The following is a 20,958-nucleotide window of genomic DNA, read 5'->3' as shown; positions in this document are numbered from 1 at the left end:
GTCGGACGCCGCTTCGTCACCCTGTGTCCGCCGGTCAGGCGTCCTTGCCCTTCTTCTCGCTTTCGCTTTCGCCTTCACCCTCCGGCTTGGCCGAGCCCTGGTGGCTCAGCGGCGTGGCGCGGTCGAGACGCGGGTGGTTGTTGCGGAACTCTTGATGCGGATCGTCTAGGGCATCCAGCGCCTGGACGGTATAGGTCAGCGCATGGATCGCTGCCAGCACATCCTGGGTATTGCCGGTCTCGGAGATGGTGTGCATGTTACGGATCGGAAAGCCGATCGAGGTGGCGGCGCAGTCCACCGCCGCCAGCACCCCGGCCATGCCGTCGGTGCCGGTATCGACACCGACCATGTCGCGCTGCATGGGGATGTCGTGTTGCTTGGCGGTGCTCTCGACGATTCGGTTGAGCTGCTCGCTGACGATCGCGCCCACCGCCATGGTGAAGCCCTTGCCCATTTCCAGCGGCTGCATGCGCCGGTCGCCGATGCCCGGCGCCGCCACGTAATCGTGGTTGACGTCGACGCCGATCAGCACGTCCGGCTCGAGCTCCCCGGCCAGCACGCGGCTACCGAAGCGGCCGATCTCCTCGTAGCTGGCGATGGCGAACAGCACCCGCACCTGCCGGGTGCCGCCCGCCTCGGCGATCAGCCGCGCGACCTCGCTGGTGACGAAGCAGCCCAGGCCGTTGTCCAGGTAGGCGCCGTAGAAGGTGTTCGGGCTGAAGCCGCGGCGGATGGGACGATCCATGATGATCGAGTCGCCGGGGCGCACGCCGAGATTCAAGACCTGCTGCTTCTTGTGCTCGCCGTGGATCTGCAGCTCCAGGTAGAGCTGCTCCTTCTTGATGCCCTTCTCGCCGGAGCGCACCGCCGGGTCGGCGAAGTGGATGGCGCCCAGCGCCTCCACCGTGCCGCCCTGGATCACCCGGTAGCTGCCGGGATTCTCGGGATCTTCGCTGAACAGCTTGACCTCGTGGCCAATCAGTACCGTAGGCAGGAAGGAGTCGCTGTTGATCCAGATCTTGCCGTCGTCGCCGATCGAGCGCACCTGCATGCGGATCTTGTCGGCATGCCCGATCAGCATCACCTTGAACAGGTCGTCACGGCCGGGATGGGTATCCAGCACCACGCCGGCATGGCCCTGATACTGGTGCAGTTGCCAGTCGCCGGGCGCGAACGACTCGAACTGCGGCTTGAGCACGCCGTAAGTCATCGCGCCTTCCAGCCCCACCGGGCTGGGTGCGTCGAGGATCTCGCGCATCAGCTTGAACTGCTGCTCCGGCATCGGCCGGTTCCAGGGTTGATTCGTCTCGCTCATCGACTCGCTCTCTTGCGGATTCATGTTCTTCACTGCAAACGCTAGCGTAGAGCGATCCTCAGCGCGAGAAAACGATTTATGGCAGCGGGGGCCTGCTCCCGATCAAGGTCCCGAATCGCTCATGCCGGCTCGTCTTCGTGCGATGAAGGCTCGAAGAACGACTCGCCGAGCCAGTAGTCCAGCCCTTCGACCCAGCCCGCCGGCCCCGGATTGCGGGTGCGATAAAGGTGCGGATTGGCGATGGTGACCGGCCGGCGATGCGCGCCGCGAATCAATACCGCCTGGTCCACCGCCTCGAGCATCGAGGTGTCGTTGGGGCCGTCCCCCAGGCCCAGGGTCGCGGGCACCTCGCCGCGCAGCGCCTCGAAGCGGGCCATCAGCCAGCGCAGCGAGCGTCCCTTGTCGACATCGCCCACGACATGCCAGAAACGCCCGCCGCGAGTCAGCGTCAGCCCGTCGTTGTGCAAGGCTCTGCGGAAGATCTCCAGCGCCTCGTCGCTATCGTCCCAGAGCAGCGGCTCGCTGCCCTCGCGGATGCGCGACTGACGGGCCTGCGGCTCGTCGAGCCCGGTCGCGCGCATGATCTCATCGACGGTCATCTCGCGCATGCAGCGGTAGCGCAGCTTGAGCCGCTCGCGCAGCACCTCGAGACGCCGCCACAGGAAGTCGCTGTCCACGCTCGGCAGCTTGATGCACAAGCCGTCGAGGTTGCGCGGGTCGCGATCCAGCCGGGCGTGCTGCCAGCTCGCCGGCAAACCGATCACCGCACCGTTTTCGGCGATGAACGGCGCGTCGCCGAGCCCCAGGTCGAGCCGCAGCGCCATCAGCTCGGCGCGGGTCTTGCTGGTTACCGGAATCACCGGGACACCGGCCTGTTTCAGGCGCTTCAGCCACGCCACGGCGGGTGACCAGTCATAGCTGTAGTGATCGAGCAACGAGCCATCCAGACCGGTGAAGATCAGGCGCGGGCGTTGTGGCGTGGGTTGCGTCATTACGGCCTCCAGGAATGCGTGGCGACTCGCGAGCCAGCGGGGATCCGATCACTCCCTCACGATAGCCGATACTTGCGCTTCGTTCAGGTACCCGAAAGCGCCTGCGGATCGGCGCGACGCCAGAGCGGCCACGGCGTCAGTTCGGACCCGGCGCGGCCCGCCGGAACGGAGGGTCGACAGCCCGCCCATTGGGCGCTGAAAAATGCTAGTATCGGGGCCAAATTATCTTCAAGAAACGAGTGATTCCCGACATGGAAAACACATCGCATTGCATCCTGGTCATGGGGGTTTCGGGATCGGGAAAGTCGCATATCGGGCGCGACGTGGCAGCATCGATCGGTGCCGAATTCGTCGACGCCGACGATCACCACAGTGCGCTGAGCATCGCCAAGATGTCGCGGGGCGAACCCCTCAACGATAATGATCGTGAGGGCTGGCTGGCCACGCTAGCCGACATCTTCAAGCGGTATAGAAGCGAGAACCGCCACGTGGTCGTCGGTTGCTCGGCACTCAAGCGTCATTATCGCGACGTGCTGCACCAAGGAGCGCCCAACCTGAAGATTCTCTATCTCCACGGCAGCCGCGAAGTCCTGTTGCAACGCCTCAACAGCCGCGGATCGCACTTCTTTTCCGGCGAGCATATGCTCGACAGCCAGTTGAGCACGCTGCAGCCACCGACTGCCGACGAGGCCTGTCGCATCGATATTCGCGAATCGCCCAAGGCCATCGTCGAGCAGTTCGAAAGCTACCTTCGTCTCGAATGAACTCGCCCACCGGCCATGCAATCTGGTGGTTTTTGAGAGAGGGACTTGCTCCCAAATATCAAGGCACCGAGCCCTGAACCCGGGAGCTTTTGTGGGAGGGAACTTGTTCCCGATTATCAAGGCACCGAGCCCTGAACCCGGGAGCTCTTGAGTGGGCGTCTAATGCCCATGCCGTTCCGCCAAGGCACACAGACCGGCCAGCGTCGCCTGGTCGCTATCGATCTCGCGGACGCCGAAACCCACTGCAGTCATTGCCCGACGATAAAGCGCGTTGAGGGTACTCGACCCGACCAGAATCACCTCGCCGGCTTGCGGATGAATACGTCGCTGGCTCAGCACTTCGCTGCCGATGGTCACCCCCGAGAGATAGCTCCCCACCTGCTCGCTGGCCAACCCTGCATAGAGGTGACGACTGCGCGCCTCGAACAGCGCGTGGAGTATGCCCGCCGGGTGACCGGCCGCCTCCAGCCCCTGGTCGAAGGCCGCCGCATCGAACTCGGCCGACTCGCGTGCCGGCTCGCCGGGCAGGGTGTGAAAGCGCACCGCATGATAGAGCTCGCCGGTCATTGCGGTGGTGAAATCGACCAGTTGCGCGTCGGCAAGCCGCGCCCACTTGCTGTGCGTACCCGGCAGGCAACACAGCGCCTCACGGGTAGCGCACAGCGATAGCGCACCGAAGGCCTGGATCTCCTCGCCGCGCATCACGTCGACATGCTCGGCAGCGACGATCTTCACCCCGGGCACGATCCAGGCATTGTCGACCCCCGGCGCGGCCACGACATGTGCCGCCAGGTCGGTGGCGCTCACCGGTAGATCCAGCTGCGGGGCCTCGCTCCAGCCGCGCTTGGAACCGACCATCCCGGCCAGATAGATCGGCACGCTTTTAGCGCCCGACGCCGCGCCGCCCTCTTCTTTAGCGCCCGACGCCGCGCCGCCCTCTTCGCGCCAGTCGCCGACCTGGGCGGCGCAGTAGTGCGGGAATTCGGCGCTGGAGAGCGAGCGCAGTCCCGCCTCGGAGCGTCGGCTATCGAGGCATTTACCGCTCTCGCGATCGACCAGGAAGGCGCGAAAGTTGCTGGTCCCCCAGTCGATGGCGATCAAGCGAGCGGGGCTGTCGTTCGCTGCTGCGCTCATGCGTCGGCCTCGCGCTCGAGTTCCGAGGCCTGGCTCAGGCCCTCCTTGACGCGCCGCCACTCACTGATCAGCCCGCGCGCCTTCTCGCCGACTTCATCGGCCGACCAGCCGGGTCTGTAGACACTGCCGCCGAAGCCGAAACCGTCGATCCCGGCGGCGATCCAGTCGCTCATGTTGTGAATGTCGATGCCGCCCACCGCGAATATCGGCAGGTCGAGCGGCATGACCGCCTTGATATCCTTGAAGTAGGCCGTGCCCAGGCTGCCGGCGGGGAACAGCTTCAGCGCCGTCGCCCCGGCCTGGGCGGCGGCCAGGGCCTCGGTCGGGCTCAGACAGCCGATCATCGGTGCCAGCTCGAGCCTGGCGGCTTCGCCGACCACCAGCGGATCGCTGTTGGGAGTGATCACCAACGGGGCATCGAGATCCGCCAGACGCTGGCAGACATTGGGATCGAGCACGGTGCCGGCGCCGATCACCACGTCGTCGGGGCAACGCTTGGCGATCCGCTCGAGGCTTTCCCACGGGCGCGGCGAATTGAGCGGAATCTCGATCATTCTGAAGCCCGCCGTGACCAGCGCATCGAAGATAGCGTCGATCTCGTCCGGCCTGACGCCGCGCAGGATCGCCACCAACGGTAACTTCTCGAGAGCCGCATCGAGTGCGGCCCGGCGTGTCTCGTTCATAATTGCCTCCTTTACCACTCCGCTATCGAGCCATCCTCGTGGGTCCACACCGGGTTGCGCCAGCGATGGCCGACCTTGGCGCGCTCCTCGACGAACGCCTCGTCGATCTCCACGCCCAGGCCGGGACCCTGCGGAATCTCGCAGAAGCCATCCTTGATCGACAGCGCCGACTTGTCCACCAGGTAATCGAGCACGTCGTTGTCCCGATTGTAGTGGATGCCCATGCTCTGTTCCTGAATGAAGGCATTGTGGTTCACGGCATCGACATGCAGCGAAGCCGCCAGCGTCAGCGGACCCAGCGGGCAGTGCGGTGCCAACGCTACGTCATGGCAGGAAGCCAGCGAGGCGATCTTCATGCCTTCGCTGATTCCCCCGCAGTGCGAGAGATCGGGCTGGACGATATCGACCATGCCTTCGGCGAGCAGATCGCGGAACTGAAAGCGCGTATGCAGCCGCTCGCCGGTGGCGATCGGATAGCCCAACCCGGTGGCGATATGCTTGAGGCTCGGTAGGTGCTCGGGCAATACCGGCTCTTCGACGAACATCGGGTGATAGGGCTCGAGTTCGCGCAACAGGGCCTTGGCCATGGGGCGATGCACGCGGCCGTGAAAGTCGATGGCGATGCCGACATCCGGCCCCACCGCCTCGCGGGCCTCGGCGACCCGGGCCACCGCTTCGTCGACCTTGGCGTGCGAATCGACGATCGCAAGCTCCGGCGTGCCGTTCATCTTGAACGCCGTGAAGCCCTGCTCGACCAACGCCTTGGCGCCGACGCCCACCTCGCTGGGCCGGTCGCCGCCGGTCCAGGCGTACATGCGCATCCGGTCGCGCACCTTGCCGCCCAGCAGCTGATAGACCGGCACGCCCAGGTCGCGCCCCTTGAGATCCCACAGCGCCTGGTCGATACCGGCGATGGCACTCATCAGGATCGGCCCGCCCCGGTAGAAACCGGCGCGATACAGGGTATTCCAGAGATGCTCGATACGATGCGGATCCTCGCCGATCAAATAGTCGGAAAGCTCATGCACCGCCGCCTCGACGGTGGCCGCGCGACCCTCCACCACCGGCTCGCCCCAGCCGTAGCAACCCGCGTCGGTCTCGATCTTGAGGAATAGCCAGCGCGGCGGCACCTGCCAGGTTTTCAGCTTGGTAATTTTCAAGAGTCACCTATTCAGAAATTTTGCCATCTCGGGAATAAATTCCCTCCCACAAAAAGCCCACCAGTTCGGGGTTCGTGGGAGCGAATTCATTCGCGATGGGGTTGGCCGGTCACACCAGCCACATGGCCAGGTTGGGGAAGAACAGCAGCGCGAACAGCACCACCAGCTGAATGGCGATGAACGGCAACAGCGACATGAAGATGTCCTTGAGGCTGATGCTCGGTGGCGCCACGCCCTTGAGATAGAACGCGGCCGGGCCGAACGGCGGCGACAGGAACGACACCTGCATGTTGACCGCGAACAGGATACCGAACCAGATCGGGCTATAGCCGAGCTGCTCGACAATCGGCACGAAGATCGGCAGCGTCAGCATCGCCACGCCGATCCAGTCGAGGAACATCCCCAACACCAGCAGGATCGCCATCATTACCAGCAGAATCACGATCGGCGCCACGTCGAGCCCCAGGATCACACTCGAGATGAAGCGGTTGCCGCCCATCAGATTGTAGACCCCGACCAGCGCCGCCGCGCCGATGCCGATCCAGATGATCATGCCGCAGGTCATCAGCGCCTGATTCAGGCTGGCATGCAGCATCTTGAACGAGAACTCGCCGCGCGAGATCACCGCCAGGAAGACCCCGAACACACCCATCGCCGCCGCTTCGGTCACCGACGCCACGCCACCATAGATCGAGCCGAGCACCAGAAAGGCAATCAAGCCGGGCACGATGATCGCCCGCAGCGCCTGCCAGCGGTTGGAGAAGGTTTCCTCGCGGTCGGCCTCGGTCAACGGCGGTCCCAGCTTGGGATTCTTCAGACAGCGCACCAATATGTAAGCGATATAACTGCCCATCAACAGCATCGCCGGGGTGATCGCCGCGGTGAACAGCTCGGCGATCGACACGCTGGCGATCAACCCGTAGATGATCAAGACGATCGAGGGCGGCATCATCGTGCCCAGCGAGCCGCCGGCGCACACCACGCCGATCGACAGGTGCTTGTCGTAGCCCAGGCGCAGCATCTGCGGCAAGGCCAGTATGCCCAGCAGCACGATCTCGCCGCCGATGATCCCCGACAGCGCGGCCAGGAAGAACGCCACCACCACGGTCTGGATCGCCACACCGCCGGGCAAGCGGCCGGCGAATACCCGCATGGCGTTGAACAGATCCTTGGCGATTCCCGAGCGGTCGAGCAACGAGGCCATCAACACGAACATCGGCACCGCCACCAGCGAATACTCGGTCACGAAACCGTAGACACGGGTGGTGACCAGCGGCAGGGCCATCTCGCCGAACCAGCCGAAGGTGAACGCCAGCGCCACCAGGCCGGTAATGAAGGCCAGCGGCAGCCCGGTGACCAGCAGGGCGAAGATCGCCACGACCATCAACAGTGTTCCGTCGGCAATACTCATCAGACCGCTCCCTCATCGCTGGGCGCCGGGGCCGGCTTGCCGCGCAGCGACTGAATCAGGTGAATGAAGGCCTGCACGCACATCACCATCAACGCGACCATGATCATGCCCTTGACCAGCGCCGGGAACGGCGGATTCCAGGCCGTGCCGGAGCGTTCCAGCGACCATTCGCCCAAGGGGTTGTGGGAGGCGTCCCAGAACATGGTGTAGGCGGCATAGCTCATCACCAGGCAGAAGCCGAAGGTCACAAGATCATTGAAACGATCGAGCCACAACTTGAAGCGCGGCCCGACACTGTCGTAGAGCACCCGTACGCGAATATGCCGGTTACTGGCCAGCGCCGCCGGCCCGCCCAGCGCAAACGCAATCGCCACCAGCATCACCGTGGACTCGTGAACCCATGAGGTCGGCGAATTGAAGCCATAGCGCATGACCACCTCGAACACACTGATGGCCATGGCAATGAAGATCAGCCAGGCAGCGCCGCGGGCACACCACAGCACGCCACGGTCGAAGGCGCTGCGCGCCACATCCGGCGCCGACTCGGGCTCGCTCGGGACCGCGGCGGCCCGGTCGTCGTTACGGGATTGGGAAGACATGGAATGTACTCTCCACGATGAAAATTCGGGTCGTCGTGACGCGCGACGAGGCCCCAATGGGCCCCGTCACGTTCAGCTGTCACGGCATGCCGAGATCAGGATTTGTCGGCGGCTTTCTCGCTTGCCTTGGCGGATGCGCTGTCTTCGGCTTGCAGAAGGTTCTGATTTTCCAGATAGCTCACCACGGACTTGTAGAACTCCTGAGTGATTTCATTCTTGTCGGCCCACTGGCTCCATTCCTTCTTGGCGATGGCGCGAAACTTGGCGCGCTCCTCGGCGGGTAGATCGACGATAGTGATGTCCGGATCCTGGCGTGCTTCGCGTACCGCCTGGAGGTCACGCGTCTTGAGCTCGCCGACCATCTTGTAGGCCATGGCATCCACCGAGGTGGTCAGGATGGCCTTGAGATCTTCCGGCAGCCCGTCCCAGATCTCCTTGTTGAGCGACACGGCGACCATCGGCAGCGAATGGAAGCCCGGATAGCTCGGATAATTGGCAAACTCGTGCAACCCCTGGGCCTGGTTGGTGGCGAATACCGTGTAGTCGGCGGCATCGATCACGCCCTTCTCGAGCGAGGTATAGACTTCGGACCCCGGCAGATTGACCGGCGTCGCGCCTGCTTTCTCGAAGACGTTGGAGACCATGCCCTCGGGGGTACGCAACTTGAGCCCCTGAAGATCCTCGACGCTCTTGATGGGCCGGGTCGAGGGAAGTGATTCGAGGCCGGTCGCCGCGGCGCCGATCAGGTGAACGCCGTACTGTTCGGCCAGCTTGTCGTAGATTGCCTCGCCACCGCCGTTGTTCATGTAATCGAGAAAATTGTAGGGGTCGCTCCAGGCCCCCACCAGGTTGCCCATCATGCCGAACGCCGGGTTCTGGCCGCTGAAGTAGCTGGGATCGGTCAGATGGCCCTGGAGGATGCCGGAGCGCACCGCCTGCAGGGTCTGGTTGGCCTGAACGACGGCACCGACCGGCAGGATTTCAATCGAGATACGGCCGTCGGACATCGTCTCGACGTTCTCGGCCCACTGTTTCTTCATCTCGAACTGCGGCTCGCCCGCGGTCTCGGATGTCTGGAAGGTCCATTCGTATTCGGCGGCCTGGGCACTGAAGGCCATGGCACCGAGAACGGCAGCGGTTAGCGTCTTGAGCGGAGTGCTTAGCGTCATGGGATAGGCGTCCTTTAATCGCTTGTTATTTGGGTTTCGAGAGTGGGAAGTTGACGGGTCAAGTCCTCGAGGCCGAGATCCCGCCCGGTGCGATCCAGCACCACCAGCGCCGCTTGTGCGGCCTGTTCGGGTTGCCGCAGACGGATGGCCTCCATCACGCGGCGATGGCGTTCCATACTGTCGTTGAGTTCGTCGGCGCTATGATTGGAGCGCTCGACCAGCAAGGCGATCGCCGGCTTGAGCACATGGCTGATCTGAGCCCAGACCAGATTGTGCGAAGCGGCGAACACGGCTTCATGGAATGCCACGTCGTATTCATCGTGCGTCTGCCCCTGCCAACATAGGCCCTCATCGTCGAGGGCGCGAATCATGCCCTCGTAGGCGGTCTCGATGGCGAGCAGATCGACGGCGGTGGCGTTCTCCGCGGCCAGCCGGGCGACGAACGGCTCGACGGCGACCCGGAAGGCGAATATCTCGCGCTGAATGCGCGGGTTGGGCTGGGCGAAACGCGCCATCCAGGCGCTGACCTGGGGATCGAGCAGGTGCCATTCCTGCAGCGCCCGCACCCGCGTGCCCTGCCCCGAGATACGCTTGAGCAGACCGGCGGCCACCAGGGTCTGTAGCGCGCTTCGCACGGTACTGCGACTGACCCCGAACTGCTCGCACAGGTCCAGTTCCCTGGGCACGAACTCCCCCGGCGCGTAGCGGCCACTGAAGATGGCTTCGGCGAGGTATTCGGCTATGTCCGGTCGCGGGCTGCGACCTGTGGCGGCAGGGGCGTTGCTCATCGGATCCCGACGTTTCCTTGTAGGACTAGATACTGACTATGTCCGACATAGAATCAAACAATCGCCGGCACAGCGCCTTTATCCTTTGGTCGACCATGGCGGGGCCAGGCCAACCCCATCACGGCTGAATTCGCTCTCGCGAAACCCTTCCGCGAACTCAGCGCTTGAGGTTTTTTTGTGGGAGGGAATTTATTCCCGATAGCGGAGGCACCGGCTCGTAGCTCGTAGCTCGTAGCTCGTAGCTCGTAGCTCGTAGCTCGTAGCTCGTAGCCAGAATGCTAGACTGCCCTTCCCACACTGCCCGACCTGCGAGGCCCGCGATGGACGACACCGGCACCCCGACCCTTTCGGTCAGCGAGCTCAACCGCCAGGCGCGGATGCTGTTGGAGCGCGGCTTCGGCGACTGTTGGGTCGAGGGCGAGGTCTCGAGCGTGGCGCGGCCGGCTTCGGGGCACGTCTACTTCACCCTCAAGGACGATCGCGCCCAGTTGAAGTGCGCGCTGTTTCGCAACCGCGCGCGCTTCACCTCGCCGCTCGACAACGGCGACCAGGTGCGGCTGCGCGGCAAGGTGTCGATCTTCGAGCCGCGCGGCGATTACCAGATGATCGTCGAGGCAGTGCAGCCCGCCGGCCAGGGCGCGCTGCTCGCCGCCTTCGAACGCCTCAAGCGCCAGCTCGACGCCCAGGGCGTGTTCGCCAACCAGCGTCCGCTGCCCTGCCCGCCGCGCCACCTGGCGGTGATCAGTTCGGCCAGCGGCGCGGCGATCCGCGATGTGCTGGCGGTCTTGCAGGCGCGCTGGCCGCTGGTACCGGTCACGCTGCTGCCGGTGCCGGTCCAGGGCAAGGAGGCGGTGCCGGCGATCATCCGCGCCATCGCCATCGCCAACCGGCTTGCCGAGATGCCCAACGGTCCGGGCTTCGATGCGCTATTGGTGACTCGCGGCGGCGGCAGCCTGGAGGATCTGTGGGCGTTCAACGACGAGCACCTGGCGCGGGCGATCTTCCATTCGCGGCTGCCGGTGATGGCGGCGGTGGGCCACGAGGTCGACACCACCCTGGCCGATTTCGCCGCCGACGTGCGCGCACCGACACCCTCCGCCGCCGCCGAGCAACTGGTGCCCGACCAGCGCGACCTGCGCCGGCGCCTGCAGGATGCCGAACGCCGCCTGTTGCGCTGCCAGCGCTCGCGCCTGGAGCGCGAGGCGCAGTGCCTGGATCATCTGCGCGCGCGGCTGCGCCATCCCGGCGAGCGGCTGACCCAGCAACGCCAGCGCCTCGCCCAGCTCGAAAGCCGCCTGAGCCGCGTCATGGATCAGCGCCTGCGCGGCGAACGGATGCGTGTCGAGCATCTGCAACGCCGGCTGGCCGGCTACGATCCGTCGAACCGCGTGGCCCGCGCCCGCGGCCAGCTCGACGGCCTGCAGCAGCGGCTGTATCAGGCCATGCCGCGCCAGCTCGAACAGCGCCGCCAACGGCTCGGCGCCCTGGCCCGCGAGCTCCAGGCGGTCAGCCCGCTGGCGGTGCTCGGGCGCGGCTATGCGATCCTCGAGGACGACGAGCGGCAGGTGGTGCGCAGTGCCGCCGACACCCAGCCGGGCCAGATGTTGACCGCGCGGCTTGGCGAGGGACGCCTCAGGCTGGAAGTGAAGCGGCGGCTGCGCAAGGGCTGAGCGTCCGACAGACGCTTAGTGGCACTCAGGCCTGATTGAGCTGCTCGGCGTCGGCGCCAGGCTTGAAGGCGCCGGGTTCCAGCGAGTGGCGGCCCAGCAGCTTGTAGAAGTCGGTGCGGTTGCGCCCGGCGATGCGCGCCGCCTGGGTGACGTTGCCTTCGGTGATCTTGAGTACCTTGATCAGGTAGCTGCGCTCGAAGCCGGCGCGGGCGTCGTTGAACGACGGCAGCGCGTTCTCCTCGGCGGCCAGCGCCTGGGAGACCAGCGCCTCGGGAATGATCGGCGAACTGGTCAGCGCCACGCATTGTTCGACCACGTTGACCAGTTGGCGGACGTTGCCCGGCCAGGCGCTTCCGGCCAGCAGGTTGAGCGCCCCGGAGGAGAAGCCCTTGACGAACGGCTTGTGCCGCGCGGCGGCCTGGGTGACCAGGTGCTTGGCGAGCAGCGGCACGTCCTCGGCGCGCTCCTTGAGCGGCGGCAGGCGCAGGTTGACGACGTTGAGGCGGTAGTAGAGATCCTCGCGGAAGTCGCCCTCGGCCATCGCCCGGTCGAGATCGCGGTGGGTCGCCGAGATGATCCGCACATCCATGGGAATCGAGGTGGTCGAGCCCAGCGGGCGTACCTGGTGGTCCTGCAACACGCGCAGCAGCTTGACCTGCAGCGGCAGCGGCATGTCGCCGATCTCGTCGAGGAACAGCGTGCCGCCGTCGGCGGCCTGGAACAGCCCTTCGTGCTGGCTGATCGCGCCGGTGAAGGCGCCCTTGGCGTGGCCGAACAGCTCGCTTTCCAGCAACTGCTCGGGCAACGCGCCGCAATTGATGGCAATGAACGGCTTGTCGGCCCGGGAGCTGGCCTGGTGAATGGCGCTGGCGAGCAGCTCCTTGCCCGAGCCGGAGGCGCCGGTGACCAGTACGCTGACGTCGGAGCCGGCGACCATCCGCGCCTGCTCGAGCACCTTTTCCATGTGCGGGCTGCGGGTGATGATCGCCGAACGCCAGGCATCGTCGCCCTCGACGCTGGGACCGGGGGTCTGGGTCAGGGCGTCGTCGATCGCCGCGAACAGCTCGTCGCGGTCGACCGGCTTGGTCAGGAAGCTGAACACGCCCTGGCGGGTGGCGCTGACCGCGTCGGGAATCGAGCCATGAGCGGTGAGGATGATCACCGGCAGGCCGGGAACGCGCTTTTGCAACTGCTGGAACAGCGCCATGCCGTCCATCTCGTCCATGCGCAGGTCGGAAAGCACCAGGTCGGGGCGCGCCCGCTCCAGGCACTCCAGCGCCTGGCGGCCGTTATCGGCGGTAGTCACCCGGTAACCGCGGCTCTCCAGACGCATGCCCAGCAATTTGAGCAGGCTGGGATCGTCGTCCACCAGTAGGATGTGGGCTGCGTGCTTCACGGTGTCGCTCCTCCGCTCTGTGAAAAGTGCTCGCCGACTTTTCAGGCAAAGCTTAGTTCAGGGCGCCAGCCGCCCTCTGGGGGCTCGGACTATTGCTGGCGCGAATTGATGCTTTGTTCGATCGCCGTCAGCGCGTCGAGCTTCTCGGCCAGCGCGTCGCGCTCCTGGATCGCCTTGTTGCGCGCGCTCTTGCTGGCAGCGATCTCGTCGAGCAGCGCGCGACGACCCTCGAGGCCGTTGAGCCATTGGCGCAACAGCGGCTGCAATTCACTGGGCGCGGCGGCCAGGTCGGCCTTGTAGAGTTCCGAGGCATCCTTCCAGCGCTCGCGTTCAGCCCACGACAGCACCACTGCGCGGGCCAGGCGCTGGCGCGCGGTATTGCCCTCGAGTTCGGCCAAGGTGTTCTCGCGCCACACGGCATCGCCACGCTGGGCGGCCAGGCCGAAAGCGATCCACGATTCGATCAGGCAGCTGTTGGTTTCGAGGCTGGGTATCTCGGACAGGCACTGGTCGGTCGTCATGTCGAGGGGCTCGTCGCGCTGCGATAACAATTGCTGGCAACCGGCCAGCACAAGCGAAACGCTCAGCACGCCGGCCATGAGTATCGGATGCTTCATTGATCAGTTCCTTGCGTCATTGCTTACCGCTGTGAGCCTGGCTTGCGGCGTATTGGTCTCGTTGCCCGCTTCGGCATTCCACGGCAGCGTCAGCCGAAAACACACGTCGAGCGGGTCATCATCATTGAGCGTGAGCGTCCCGTTCTGGGCTTTGGCGCAATCGGCGGCTACCGACAGGCCGATACCCGAGCCCTTCAGCGCGCCCTTGCGTCGCGCCCGGCCCTGGTAGAATGCATCGAACAGCTGTCCGCGATCCTCATCGGCGATCGGCTCGCCGCTGTTGGCAACCTCGATCGCCAGCGTGCGGCCACGGCGCTGGGCGCGCAGCTCCAGGTCGCCGCCATCCTCGCCGTAGGCAATGGCATTCGACACCAGGTTGTCGAGAATGCGCATGGTGCGGCTGCGATCGGCGCGCCATTCGAGCGGTTGATGGTGGGCGATCACCTGCATGCCCTTCTTCTCCAGCGCCAGCTGATGCTTGGCGAGGACTTCCTTGATCACCGTGGCGATATCGAAACGCTCGTTGATCACGCCCTGATTGTGCTGTAGCAGATTGTAGTCGAGCAGCTGTTCGATCAGGGTCTGCAGCTCCTCGCCACTGGCGTCGATCAGCTCGACGATTTCGCGCTGGCGCGGGCTCAGCGCGCCGGCCACGTCGTCGCTCAATAGCGCCGTGCCTTCGCGCACGCTGGCCAGCGGCGTCTTGAGCTCGTGCGACATGTGGCGCAGGAATTGCTGCTTCTGGGCCTCGAGCTCGTTGAGCCGGGCCGATAACCAGTCCAGCCGCTCGCCGAGGCTGACCAGCTCGGCAGGGCCCTGGATATGGTGCGCCAGGGGCGGCTCCGCCCCGCTGCCCAGGCTGAGAATGCGCCGCTCGAGCTGGCGGATCGGGCGGATGATCAGCCAGGTGAACAGCAGCATCAACAGCAGGCTCGCCGAGACCAGCGCTGCAGTCTGCAGCCATAGCCGCCGCTGAACCTCGCCGGCGCGATCGCTGATCGACTCGATGCGATTGTCGATCTGGCGGTTGGTGGCCTTGCGCAGCGCCTCGGTATGCGTGGCGAAGCTGGCGAACCGGTCGAGTTCTTCACTGACTGCCTCGGGGGTGAGCGCGGGGAGCCCGGTAAGCCAATCGAGCTGTTGGCGCAACGCGATCAGGTCGGGATTGCCGGGCAGCAGGCGTTGATGCTCGTCGAGCAGCTTGGAAAACGCCTCGGCCTTGTCGCTGAAGATCTCCATCAGGCCGGGTTGCTCGACGACCGCATACTGGCGGGCACTGCGCTCCATCTCCACGGCCAGATTGGAGAGTTCGCGGGCCCGGCGCGTCTGATCGACGGCCTGGCGCGCGCTGACGTTGGCCAGTTGCGAGAGTTCCGACAAGACTTCGCCGGCCTGAAACATCAGGACGGCGAGGGGCAGCATCACGACCAGAAAGGCCAGCAATACGAGCTGCAATAGCGAGCGCGGGCGCCAGCGGCGCGAGACCTGGGAGGTCATGGAAACAGTTCTATGCAGAAAGAAGGTCAACGTCATTCATTCTCTCCGCACAGCATAACAGAGTTACCGTTCGGGTAAGCGGTGGGACACCGGTGCTACGAAAAAAGCGGGCCGGCAGAGCCGGCCCAAGGTACGCAGGGAACTGAAGGGTCATGTGAGTACTCATGATGATCTGCCTGGCCAGACACGCATGAGACTCGGAGTCGGCTCCCCGTGGGAGCCCGAAACCGTGAAATCGCCTTGAGTCTGCCAGGGACTGCGATTTCACTTCTGGCGGCGAACCGCCTGGCTTCGTCCGGTTGACGCGTCGCCTGGGCGTCGCGCCGTCAATATGTCCCCCGTAAGGGGGAGTGGCATCCTTGCCTGGGCATCCATGCCCTACAGGTACACATCCTTGCTGGCTAGCAGTACCCGTCTCATCGCAACCTAAGTCACACATCGCGTGGAGCAGACGCTACCGAGCGGTTGGCGGTCTCGGCACAGGGTCGTGGAAGACCGCCTGGAGCCCGGTCGGGTAGTGGATCGAGCCGTTGAACCACTTCCCGTTGCTCGCCCTATATCATTGCGAATGGCGTGCCAGAACGATAGTTAATTATTTAATTTCAATAACTTAAAAATAGAATATCTGATTGCCGGAAGCTTGGCGCGAAGAAAGCATGGCAAGAAGCGCCATTGCACAGCGCAAACTGTCTGCAATCGAAGACACTCCCAGGAAGCTACGCACAAACACTTTTTAATTCATAAGCTTGACGCGTATCCATTTAGCAACGATCGGGCAGAAGCGAGCATGACGGGTACAGCCCGAGCGCTGAACGGGCCCCAAGGCGGGCTCAATTCAGGCTTTTGACGAGGATCTTCGACTTGCGGGCATAGTTGTAGGCCTCGCGGCGTAGCGGCGGCAGCGATTCGATATCCGCCAGCCCGAAGCCGTGCTCGAAGAACCAGTGGGCGGTATGGGTGGTCAGCGCGAAGAGCGCGGCGATCCCGTCGCGCCTGGCGCGTCGCTCGAGCTCGGCGAGCAGCAACGCGCCGCGTGCACCGCCACGATAGTCGTCGTGCACGGCGACACAGGCCAGTTCGGCCATGGCGGCGTCGTTGAACGCATGCAATGCCGCGCAGCCGATAATCATGCCGTCGCGCTCGATGACCAGATAGTCGTCGATCTCGTGCTCGAGGCGTTCGCGCGAACGCGCCACCAGCATGCCGCGCTCCTCGAGCGGGCGTAACAGCTCGAGCAGGCCGGCAATGTCGCCAAGCCCCGCCGGGCGCAGCTGCTCATAGCGATGCTGGGTGATCATCGTGCCCACCCCGTCGCGGGTGAACAGCTCGCCGAGCAGCGCGTCATGGTCGTGCCAGGAGATCAGATGGGTGCGCGCCACACCGTGCCGCGCCGCCTCGCAAGCCGCCGCCAGGTGGCGGGCCAGCTCGCTGCCGGCCGCGGCGGCCTCACCGAGCGGCCGGGCATCGCCCGGGGTCAGCTGGCGCTGCAACGCCCCGCTGTCGTCGCGCAGGCCGTCGGCCTCGCCGAGCAGGATCAGCTTGTCGGCCTTGAGCGCGACGGCGGCCTGCTGAGCCACCTCGGCGGCGTCTAGGTCGAACACCTCGCCGGTGCTGGAAAACCCCAGCGGCGGCAGTACCACCAGCGTGCCGCGGTCGAGCAGCGACTCGATGGCGGCGGCACGCACCCGGCGCACTTCGCCGCTGTGGTCGAAGTCGATACCGCCGCGCACGCCCAGCGGCTTGGCCATTACCAGGTTGCCCGACACCGCGGTCAGCTCGACGCCATGCAACGGCGTGTTGGGCAGCCCCAACGACAGCCGCGCCTCGAGCCACAGCCGCTGTTCGGCGGCGACACGCTCCACGCAGCGCATGATCGCGTGGTCGACGACCCAGCGCCCGGCGTGACGCTCGGCCACGATGCCCGCCGCGTCGAGCGCCGCGCCGACCTGCGGGCGGATGCCGTAGATCACCACCAGCCGCACGCCCAGGGTATGCAGCAATGCCAGGTCCTGGATCAACTGCTCGCCGCGCCCGTTGGCCATCGCTTCGCCCTCGATGAGGATGACGAAGGTACGCCCGCGATGGGCGTTGATGTAGGGCGATGAGTTGCGGAACCAGTCGACGAAGGGAAAGCGCGTGTTCAAGCCGGGCCCCCGGAGGCGGAATGTAGATAGCGACCACGCATCGCGGCGCATGGCGGGTATACAGCGACTATATCAGACGCGCAAAAACGGCGGCACCTTTCGGGTGCCGCCGTTCGGGCTCCGAGCGCCAGGTTCGGGGCGCTGTAAAGAGCGGCTTCGGGCTTCGGCAGCATTTAGCTCGCAGCTCGCAGCTCGCAGCTCGCAGCTCGCAGCTCGTCGCTCGTCGCTCGTCGCTCGTCAGCCAAACATCCCCTTGAACATGAAGAAGAACAGGATCGCCAGCCCCGCTCCAGCCGGCAGGGTAATCAGCCACGACATGATGATGGTGCCCAGCACCCGCAGGTTGAGCGCCGCCATGCCGCGCGCCAGGCCCACGCCGAGCACCGCGCCGACCAGCGTATGGGTGGTGGAAATCGGCAACCCGGTGCCCGAGGCCAGCACCACGGTGGTGGCCGCGGCCAGCGTCGCGGCGAAACCGCGACTCGGGGTGAGCTCGGTGATGCCGGTGCCGACGGTGGCGATCACTCTGTGGCCATAGGTGACCAGGCCGATGACGATGCCGCCACCGCCCAGCACCAGCACCCACCAGGGCAGCGCCGCGGCCTTGCCGATCTCGCCGCTGGACTGGACCACGCTGATCACTGCGGCGAGCGGACCGACGGCGTTGGCGACATCGTTGGAACCGTGGGCGAAGGCCATGGCGCAGGCGGTGAACATCATCAGCACGCCGAATATCCGCTCGACGCTGGAAAAGCCGAAGCTATCGCCGCGACGCTTCTTGTCGCGATTGACGCGATTCTCGAGAAAGATCCCCAGCACCATGATCGCGACCCCGATGGCGATCGAAATCAGCAGACTCTCGACGAATGAAAAGTCGGCACCGACATGCGACAGCCCCTTGACCAGCGTGACCATCGATATGATGAAGCCGACCAGGAAGATGTAGCCCGGGACATAACGTTTGGCTGCGGCGAACGGGTCGCGGTTTTCGAAGATCAGCAGTTGCACCGAGCGGAACAGCACGAAGCCGATGGTGCCGGCCAGCAGCGGCGATACCACCCAACTGGCGGCAATCTTCCCGACCTTGGGCCAGCTCACCGCATCGAAGCCCAGCCCGGCGACCGCGAAACCGACGATCGCGCCGACGATCGAATGAGTGGTCGACACCGGCCAGCCGCGGGTCGAGGCAATCAACAGCCACAGCCCGGCGGCCAGTAGTGAAGCCAGCATGCCGTAGACCAGCAGTTGCGGTTCCTCGGTCAACAAGGTGGGATCGATGATGCCCTTGCGGATGGTCTCGGTGACCTGACCGCCGGCCAGCCAGGCGCCGAGGAATTCGAAGACCACCGCGATCAGGATCGCCTGGCGGATGGTGATGGCCTTGGAGCCGACCGAAGTTCCCATGGCATTGGCGACGTCATTGGCGCCGATCCCCCAGGCCATGAAGAAACCGAAGATGCTGGCGAGGATGATGAATACATCGCCGTACTGCGCAATGATGGACATAGGCACGCGTTCTTTTGGGTGGCGTGAAGCGAGACCGGTGCGCGTCGAGCGCCGCAGCCTCAGCGTGCGGTCAGGATCTGCAGACGGCTGCCGACGCGTTCGGCGCGGTCGGCGAGATCGCCAATCCAGTCGATGATGTTATAGAGGAACATCACATCCACCGGCGGCAGCTTGGCTTCGAGTTCGAACAGCTGGCGGCGAATGGCGATCTCCTGGTCGTCGGCCTGATGCTCGAGTTCGTGCAACTCGCGGATCAGGTTGTGCATGAGGTCGGAGACATTGCGGCCGAAGCCGGATTCGAGCAGCTCCTCGAGCTCTTCCAGCGCCTTGCGCGCCTGCGCTACGGTAGCCACGGCGGTACGCAGGTAGTCGCGCATCGGCTGGGCCATTTCCGCCGGCACCTGCATGCGCCGGCCCAGCATGATGCCGGTGATGTCCCGCGCCTTGTTGGCGATCTTGTCCTGCACGCTGATCAGTTCCAGCAGGTCGGAGCGCGACACCGGCAGGAACAACGTGTTGGGCAGGTTGAGCCGCAACTGGGTCTTGAGCATATCGGCGTCGTGCTCAAGATCGGTGACCGCTTCGCGATACTTGGCGGCCTCGTCCCAGTCGCCGGCCTGGGAGGCGTCGAAGAAGGGCAACAGTTGATCGGCGCACTCACTGGTCTTGACGATGTGCGCCAGCAACGGCTGAAACGGCGATCGCCCGAACAACGACGAGAAGGGGTTGGAAGTCACCATGAGCATCATTCGTCGGTTGGAAATGGCGGCGACAGTATAGTGACTGCGACACGCAACGTCATGAAAAATTAATCGCTTTTACTTGCAAGAGAGCGTCACGATGGCTAGGGAAATCGAACTCAAGCTGGTCCTGGGCGAAAGCGCAGCCCAGCGGCTCGCCGCTCATCCGCGTCTCGCCGGGCTCAGTGCACGTCGCGAAACGCTGATCAACAGCTACTACGACACGCCCGCCGGCGATCTGCAGCGTCAGCGCGTGGCGCTGCGCCTGCGGCGCACTCCGCAGCGCATCCTGCAGACTCTCAAGACCGCCGGCGAAGGCTCCGGCGGGCTCTCCTCGCGCGGCGAATGGGAATGGCCGGTCAGCGAGCAGGCTCTCGACCTTGCCGGTCTCGCGGCATTGCCGCCGATGCAGGCGCTCGGCCGCGACGTGCTGCTCGCTCTCGAGCCACGCTTTGCCACCGACTTCGCGCGCACCCGCTGGCTGGTCGAAGACGCCGAGGCGACGATCGAGGTTGCCCTCGACCAGGGCGAGATCCGCGCCGGACAACGCCGCGTGGCCATCGACGAGCTGGAACTCGAGCTCAAGCGGGGCGCGCCGAGCGAGCTGTGGCGACTCGCCGAGGCGCTCGCCGAGCATGTCGCGCTGCGTCCGGCCAATGCCAGCAAGGCAGCCCGCGGTGCGCTGCTGTGCGATGGCCGCCGGCCGACCCTGGCCAGCGCCGCCGAGCTGCGCACCGCCACGCCGCGACAGCGTTGCGACCTGGCGATCGCCGCTCTCGATGCCTTGAGTGACAGCGGCGAGCGTGAATGCCTATCCCGGGCCCGGGAGGCCTTTGACTCGCTCGCCGACGATACCAGCCTGACCACGGCGATCCGCCAGCCGGCCCGCCGGCTCATCGACGCCCTCGCCGAGCCGCAATGGCTGACGCCCTCGTTCGGGCAGCACAGCCTCGCCCTGCTCGCTGCGCTGGATGCGCGTTGAGCCGCCCCCATGGGCAGTGCGCTGTGGAGCGCCCTTGTGAGAGCATGCAAGTCATGGAGTGGCTTACGGTGAGCCCAAACGATTGGTTTAGGAAAAACTTATGGTAACTATTCAGCTCATGCCGCCTGATCCTGGTCGTCCTGTCGCATGAAGGTGGGCACCTCGCCGGCAAACAGTTGCTCCAGCGCCGTATGCGCCGCCATGCCTTGCTTGACCGCGGTGGAGAGGAAGCTGCGCATCCGGCAGAAGATCTCGGCGCCCTCCCAGGCGCGAAAACAGCCCGAGATCTTCTGCTGCACCTTGGTCATCCGCAGGTCGCGCTCCCCCTGGTTGTTGGTGAAAGGCGCGGCGGGATCCTCGAGAAAACGCAGCACGTCGTCCTCGTACGCCT

At 65.1% G+C, this 20,958-nt stretch carries 19 protein-coding genes; 3 read left to right on the top strand and 16 right to left on the bottom strand.

The window, feature by feature from the left end; translation table 11 throughout:
- Nucleotides 1–34: 34 nt before the first annotated feature.
- Together K7I12_RS13650 and K7I12_RS13645 are read right to left on the bottom strand one after the other, a co-directional pair.
- The gene (locus K7I12_RS13650) at nt 35–1,315 is read right to left on the bottom strand and encodes a M28 family peptidase (protein WP_031384159.1); all 1,281 of its coding nucleotides are present in this window, start codon (nt 1,313–1,315) and stop codon (nt 35–37) included.
- Nucleotides 1,316–1,434: 119 nt separating this feature from the next.
- Nucleotides 1,435–2,307: an HAD-IIB family hydrolase gene (locus K7I12_RS13645; RefSeq protein ID WP_051907469.1), complete on the bottom strand. Its 873-nt coding sequence runs from the start codon at nt 2,305–2,307 to the stop codon at nt 1,435–1,437.
- Nucleotides 2,308–2,558: 251 nt separating this feature from the next.
- Between K7I12_RS13645 and K7I12_RS13640 the strand changes: the two genes are divergently transcribed.
- A complete protein-coding gene (locus K7I12_RS13640) occupies nt 2,559–3,071 on the top strand; it encodes a gluconokinase (RefSeq protein ID WP_031384161.1) in 513 nt (170 codons plus the stop codon).
- A 159-nt stretch (nt 3,072–3,230) separates the two neighbouring features.
- On the opposite strand, the gene K7I12_RS13635 is transcribed toward K7I12_RS13640, so the two are convergent.
- From K7I12_RS13635 to K7I12_RS13605, 7 genes are all read right to left on the bottom strand, one after another.
- Nucleotides 3,231–4,205 (bottom strand): 2-dehydro-3-deoxygalactonokinase, encoded by a 975-nt coding sequence (locus K7I12_RS13635; RefSeq protein ID WP_231664450.1) that lies wholly within the window; start codon nt 4,203–4,205, stop codon nt 3,231–3,233.
- Entirely contained in the window at nt 4,202–4,888 is a 687-nt protein-coding gene (locus K7I12_RS13630; protein WP_231664449.1) for a 2-dehydro-3-deoxy-6-phosphogalactonate aldolase, read from the bottom strand. Before K7I12_RS13630 ends, K7I12_RS13635 begins: the two co-directional genes overlap by 4 nt.
- Nucleotides 4,889–4,899: 11 nt before the next feature.
- Nucleotides 4,900–6,048, bottom strand: coding sequence for a galactonate dehydratase (dgoD, locus tag K7I12_RS13625; RefSeq protein ID WP_231664448.1), 1,149 nt, complete (start codon nt 6,046–6,048; stop codon nt 4,900–4,902).
- Between the two features lie 109 nt (nt 6,049–6,157).
- Complete coding sequence (locus tag K7I12_RS13620) at nt 6,158–7,459, bottom strand: TRAP transporter large permease (protein ID WP_231664447.1); 1,302 nt, start codon at nt 7,457–7,459, stop codon at nt 6,158–6,160.
- Nucleotides 7,459–8,058 carry a TRAP transporter small permease subunit gene (locus tag K7I12_RS13615; protein WP_031384166.1) on the bottom strand — a complete coding sequence of 200 codons (600 nt, stop codon included), beginning with the start codon at nt 8,056–8,058 and terminating at the stop codon, nt 7,459–7,461. The genes K7I12_RS13620 and K7I12_RS13615 overlap by 1 nt, the downstream gene beginning before the upstream one ends.
- A gap of 95 nt (nt 8,059–8,153) precedes the next feature.
- Nucleotides 8,154–9,227: a TRAP transporter substrate-binding protein gene (locus tag K7I12_RS13610; protein ID WP_231664446.1), complete on the bottom strand. Its 1,074-nt coding sequence runs from the start codon at nt 9,225–9,227 to the stop codon at nt 8,154–8,156.
- Between the two features lie 14 nt (nt 9,228–9,241).
- Nucleotides 9,242–10,015, bottom strand: coding sequence for a FadR/GntR family transcriptional regulator (locus K7I12_RS13605; RefSeq protein WP_031384168.1), 774 nt, complete (start codon nt 10,013–10,015; stop codon nt 9,242–9,244).
- A gap of 320 nt (nt 10,016–10,335) precedes the next feature.
- On the opposite strand from K7I12_RS13605, the gene xseA reads away from it, so the two are divergent.
- Nucleotides 10,336–11,685, top strand: coding sequence for an exodeoxyribonuclease VII large subunit (gene xseA, locus K7I12_RS13600; protein ID WP_231664445.1), 1,350 nt, complete (start codon nt 10,336–10,338; stop codon nt 11,683–11,685).
- 25 nt (nt 11,686–11,710) lie between these two features.
- Here the strand turns inward: xseA and glrR are convergent, their stop codons facing one another.
- From glrR to K7I12_RS13570, 6 genes are all read right to left on the bottom strand, one after another.
- Nucleotides 11,711–13,081: a two-component system response regulator GlrR gene (glrR, locus tag K7I12_RS13595; protein WP_231664444.1), complete on the bottom strand. Its 1,371-nt coding sequence runs from the start codon at nt 13,079–13,081 to the stop codon at nt 11,711–11,713.
- Nucleotides 13,082–13,170: 89 nt separating this feature from the next.
- Nucleotides 13,171–13,698 carry a hypothetical protein gene (locus K7I12_RS13590; RefSeq protein WP_031384171.1) on the bottom strand — a complete coding sequence of 176 codons (528 nt, stop codon included), beginning with the start codon at nt 13,696–13,698 and terminating at the stop codon, nt 13,171–13,173.
- Nucleotides 13,699–13,701: 3 nt separating this feature from the next.
- Nucleotides 13,702–15,231 (bottom strand): sensor histidine kinase, encoded by a 1,530-nt coding sequence (locus tag K7I12_RS13585; RefSeq protein ID WP_231664443.1) that lies wholly within the window; start codon nt 15,229–15,231, stop codon nt 13,702–13,704.
- Nucleotides 15,232–16,025: 794 nt separating this feature from the next.
- Entirely contained in the window at nt 16,026–17,339 is a 1,314-nt protein-coding gene (gene argA, locus K7I12_RS13580) for an amino-acid N-acetyltransferase (protein ID WP_231664442.1), read from the bottom strand.
- A 237-nt stretch (nt 17,340–17,576) separates the two neighbouring features.
- A complete protein-coding gene (locus K7I12_RS13575; protein WP_231664441.1) occupies nt 17,577–18,845 on the bottom strand; it encodes an inorganic phosphate transporter in 1,269 nt (422 codons plus the stop codon).
- Nucleotides 18,846–18,904: 59 nt separating this feature from the next.
- Nucleotides 18,905–19,585: a TIGR00153 family protein gene (locus K7I12_RS13570; RefSeq protein ID WP_031384175.1), complete on the bottom strand. Its 681-nt coding sequence runs from the start codon at nt 19,583–19,585 to the stop codon at nt 18,905–18,907.
- 100 nt (nt 19,586–19,685) lie between these two features.
- Between K7I12_RS13570 and K7I12_RS13565 the strand changes: the two genes are divergently transcribed.
- Complete coding sequence (locus K7I12_RS13565; RefSeq protein ID WP_231664440.1) at nt 19,686–20,567, top strand: CYTH domain-containing protein; 882 nt, start codon at nt 19,686–19,688, stop codon at nt 20,565–20,567.
- Nucleotides 20,568–20,683: 116 nt separating this feature from the next.
- On the opposite strand, the gene K7I12_RS13560 is transcribed toward K7I12_RS13565, so the two are convergent.
- On the bottom strand, nt 20,684–20,958 hold a 275-nt coding region (locus K7I12_RS13560), incomplete at its 5' end, for an IS66 family transposase (protein WP_231663845.1).

Origin of the sequence: Halomonas sp. IOP_31 (assembly GCF_021151495.1) — a bacterium.
GTDB classification, from domain to species: domain Bacteria; phylum Pseudomonadota; class Gammaproteobacteria; order Pseudomonadales; family Halomonadaceae; genus Modicisalibacter; species Modicisalibacter zincidurans.
Note: the sequence above shows the minus strand (reverse complement) of the source record. Positions and strands in the feature narration are given on the sequence as shown.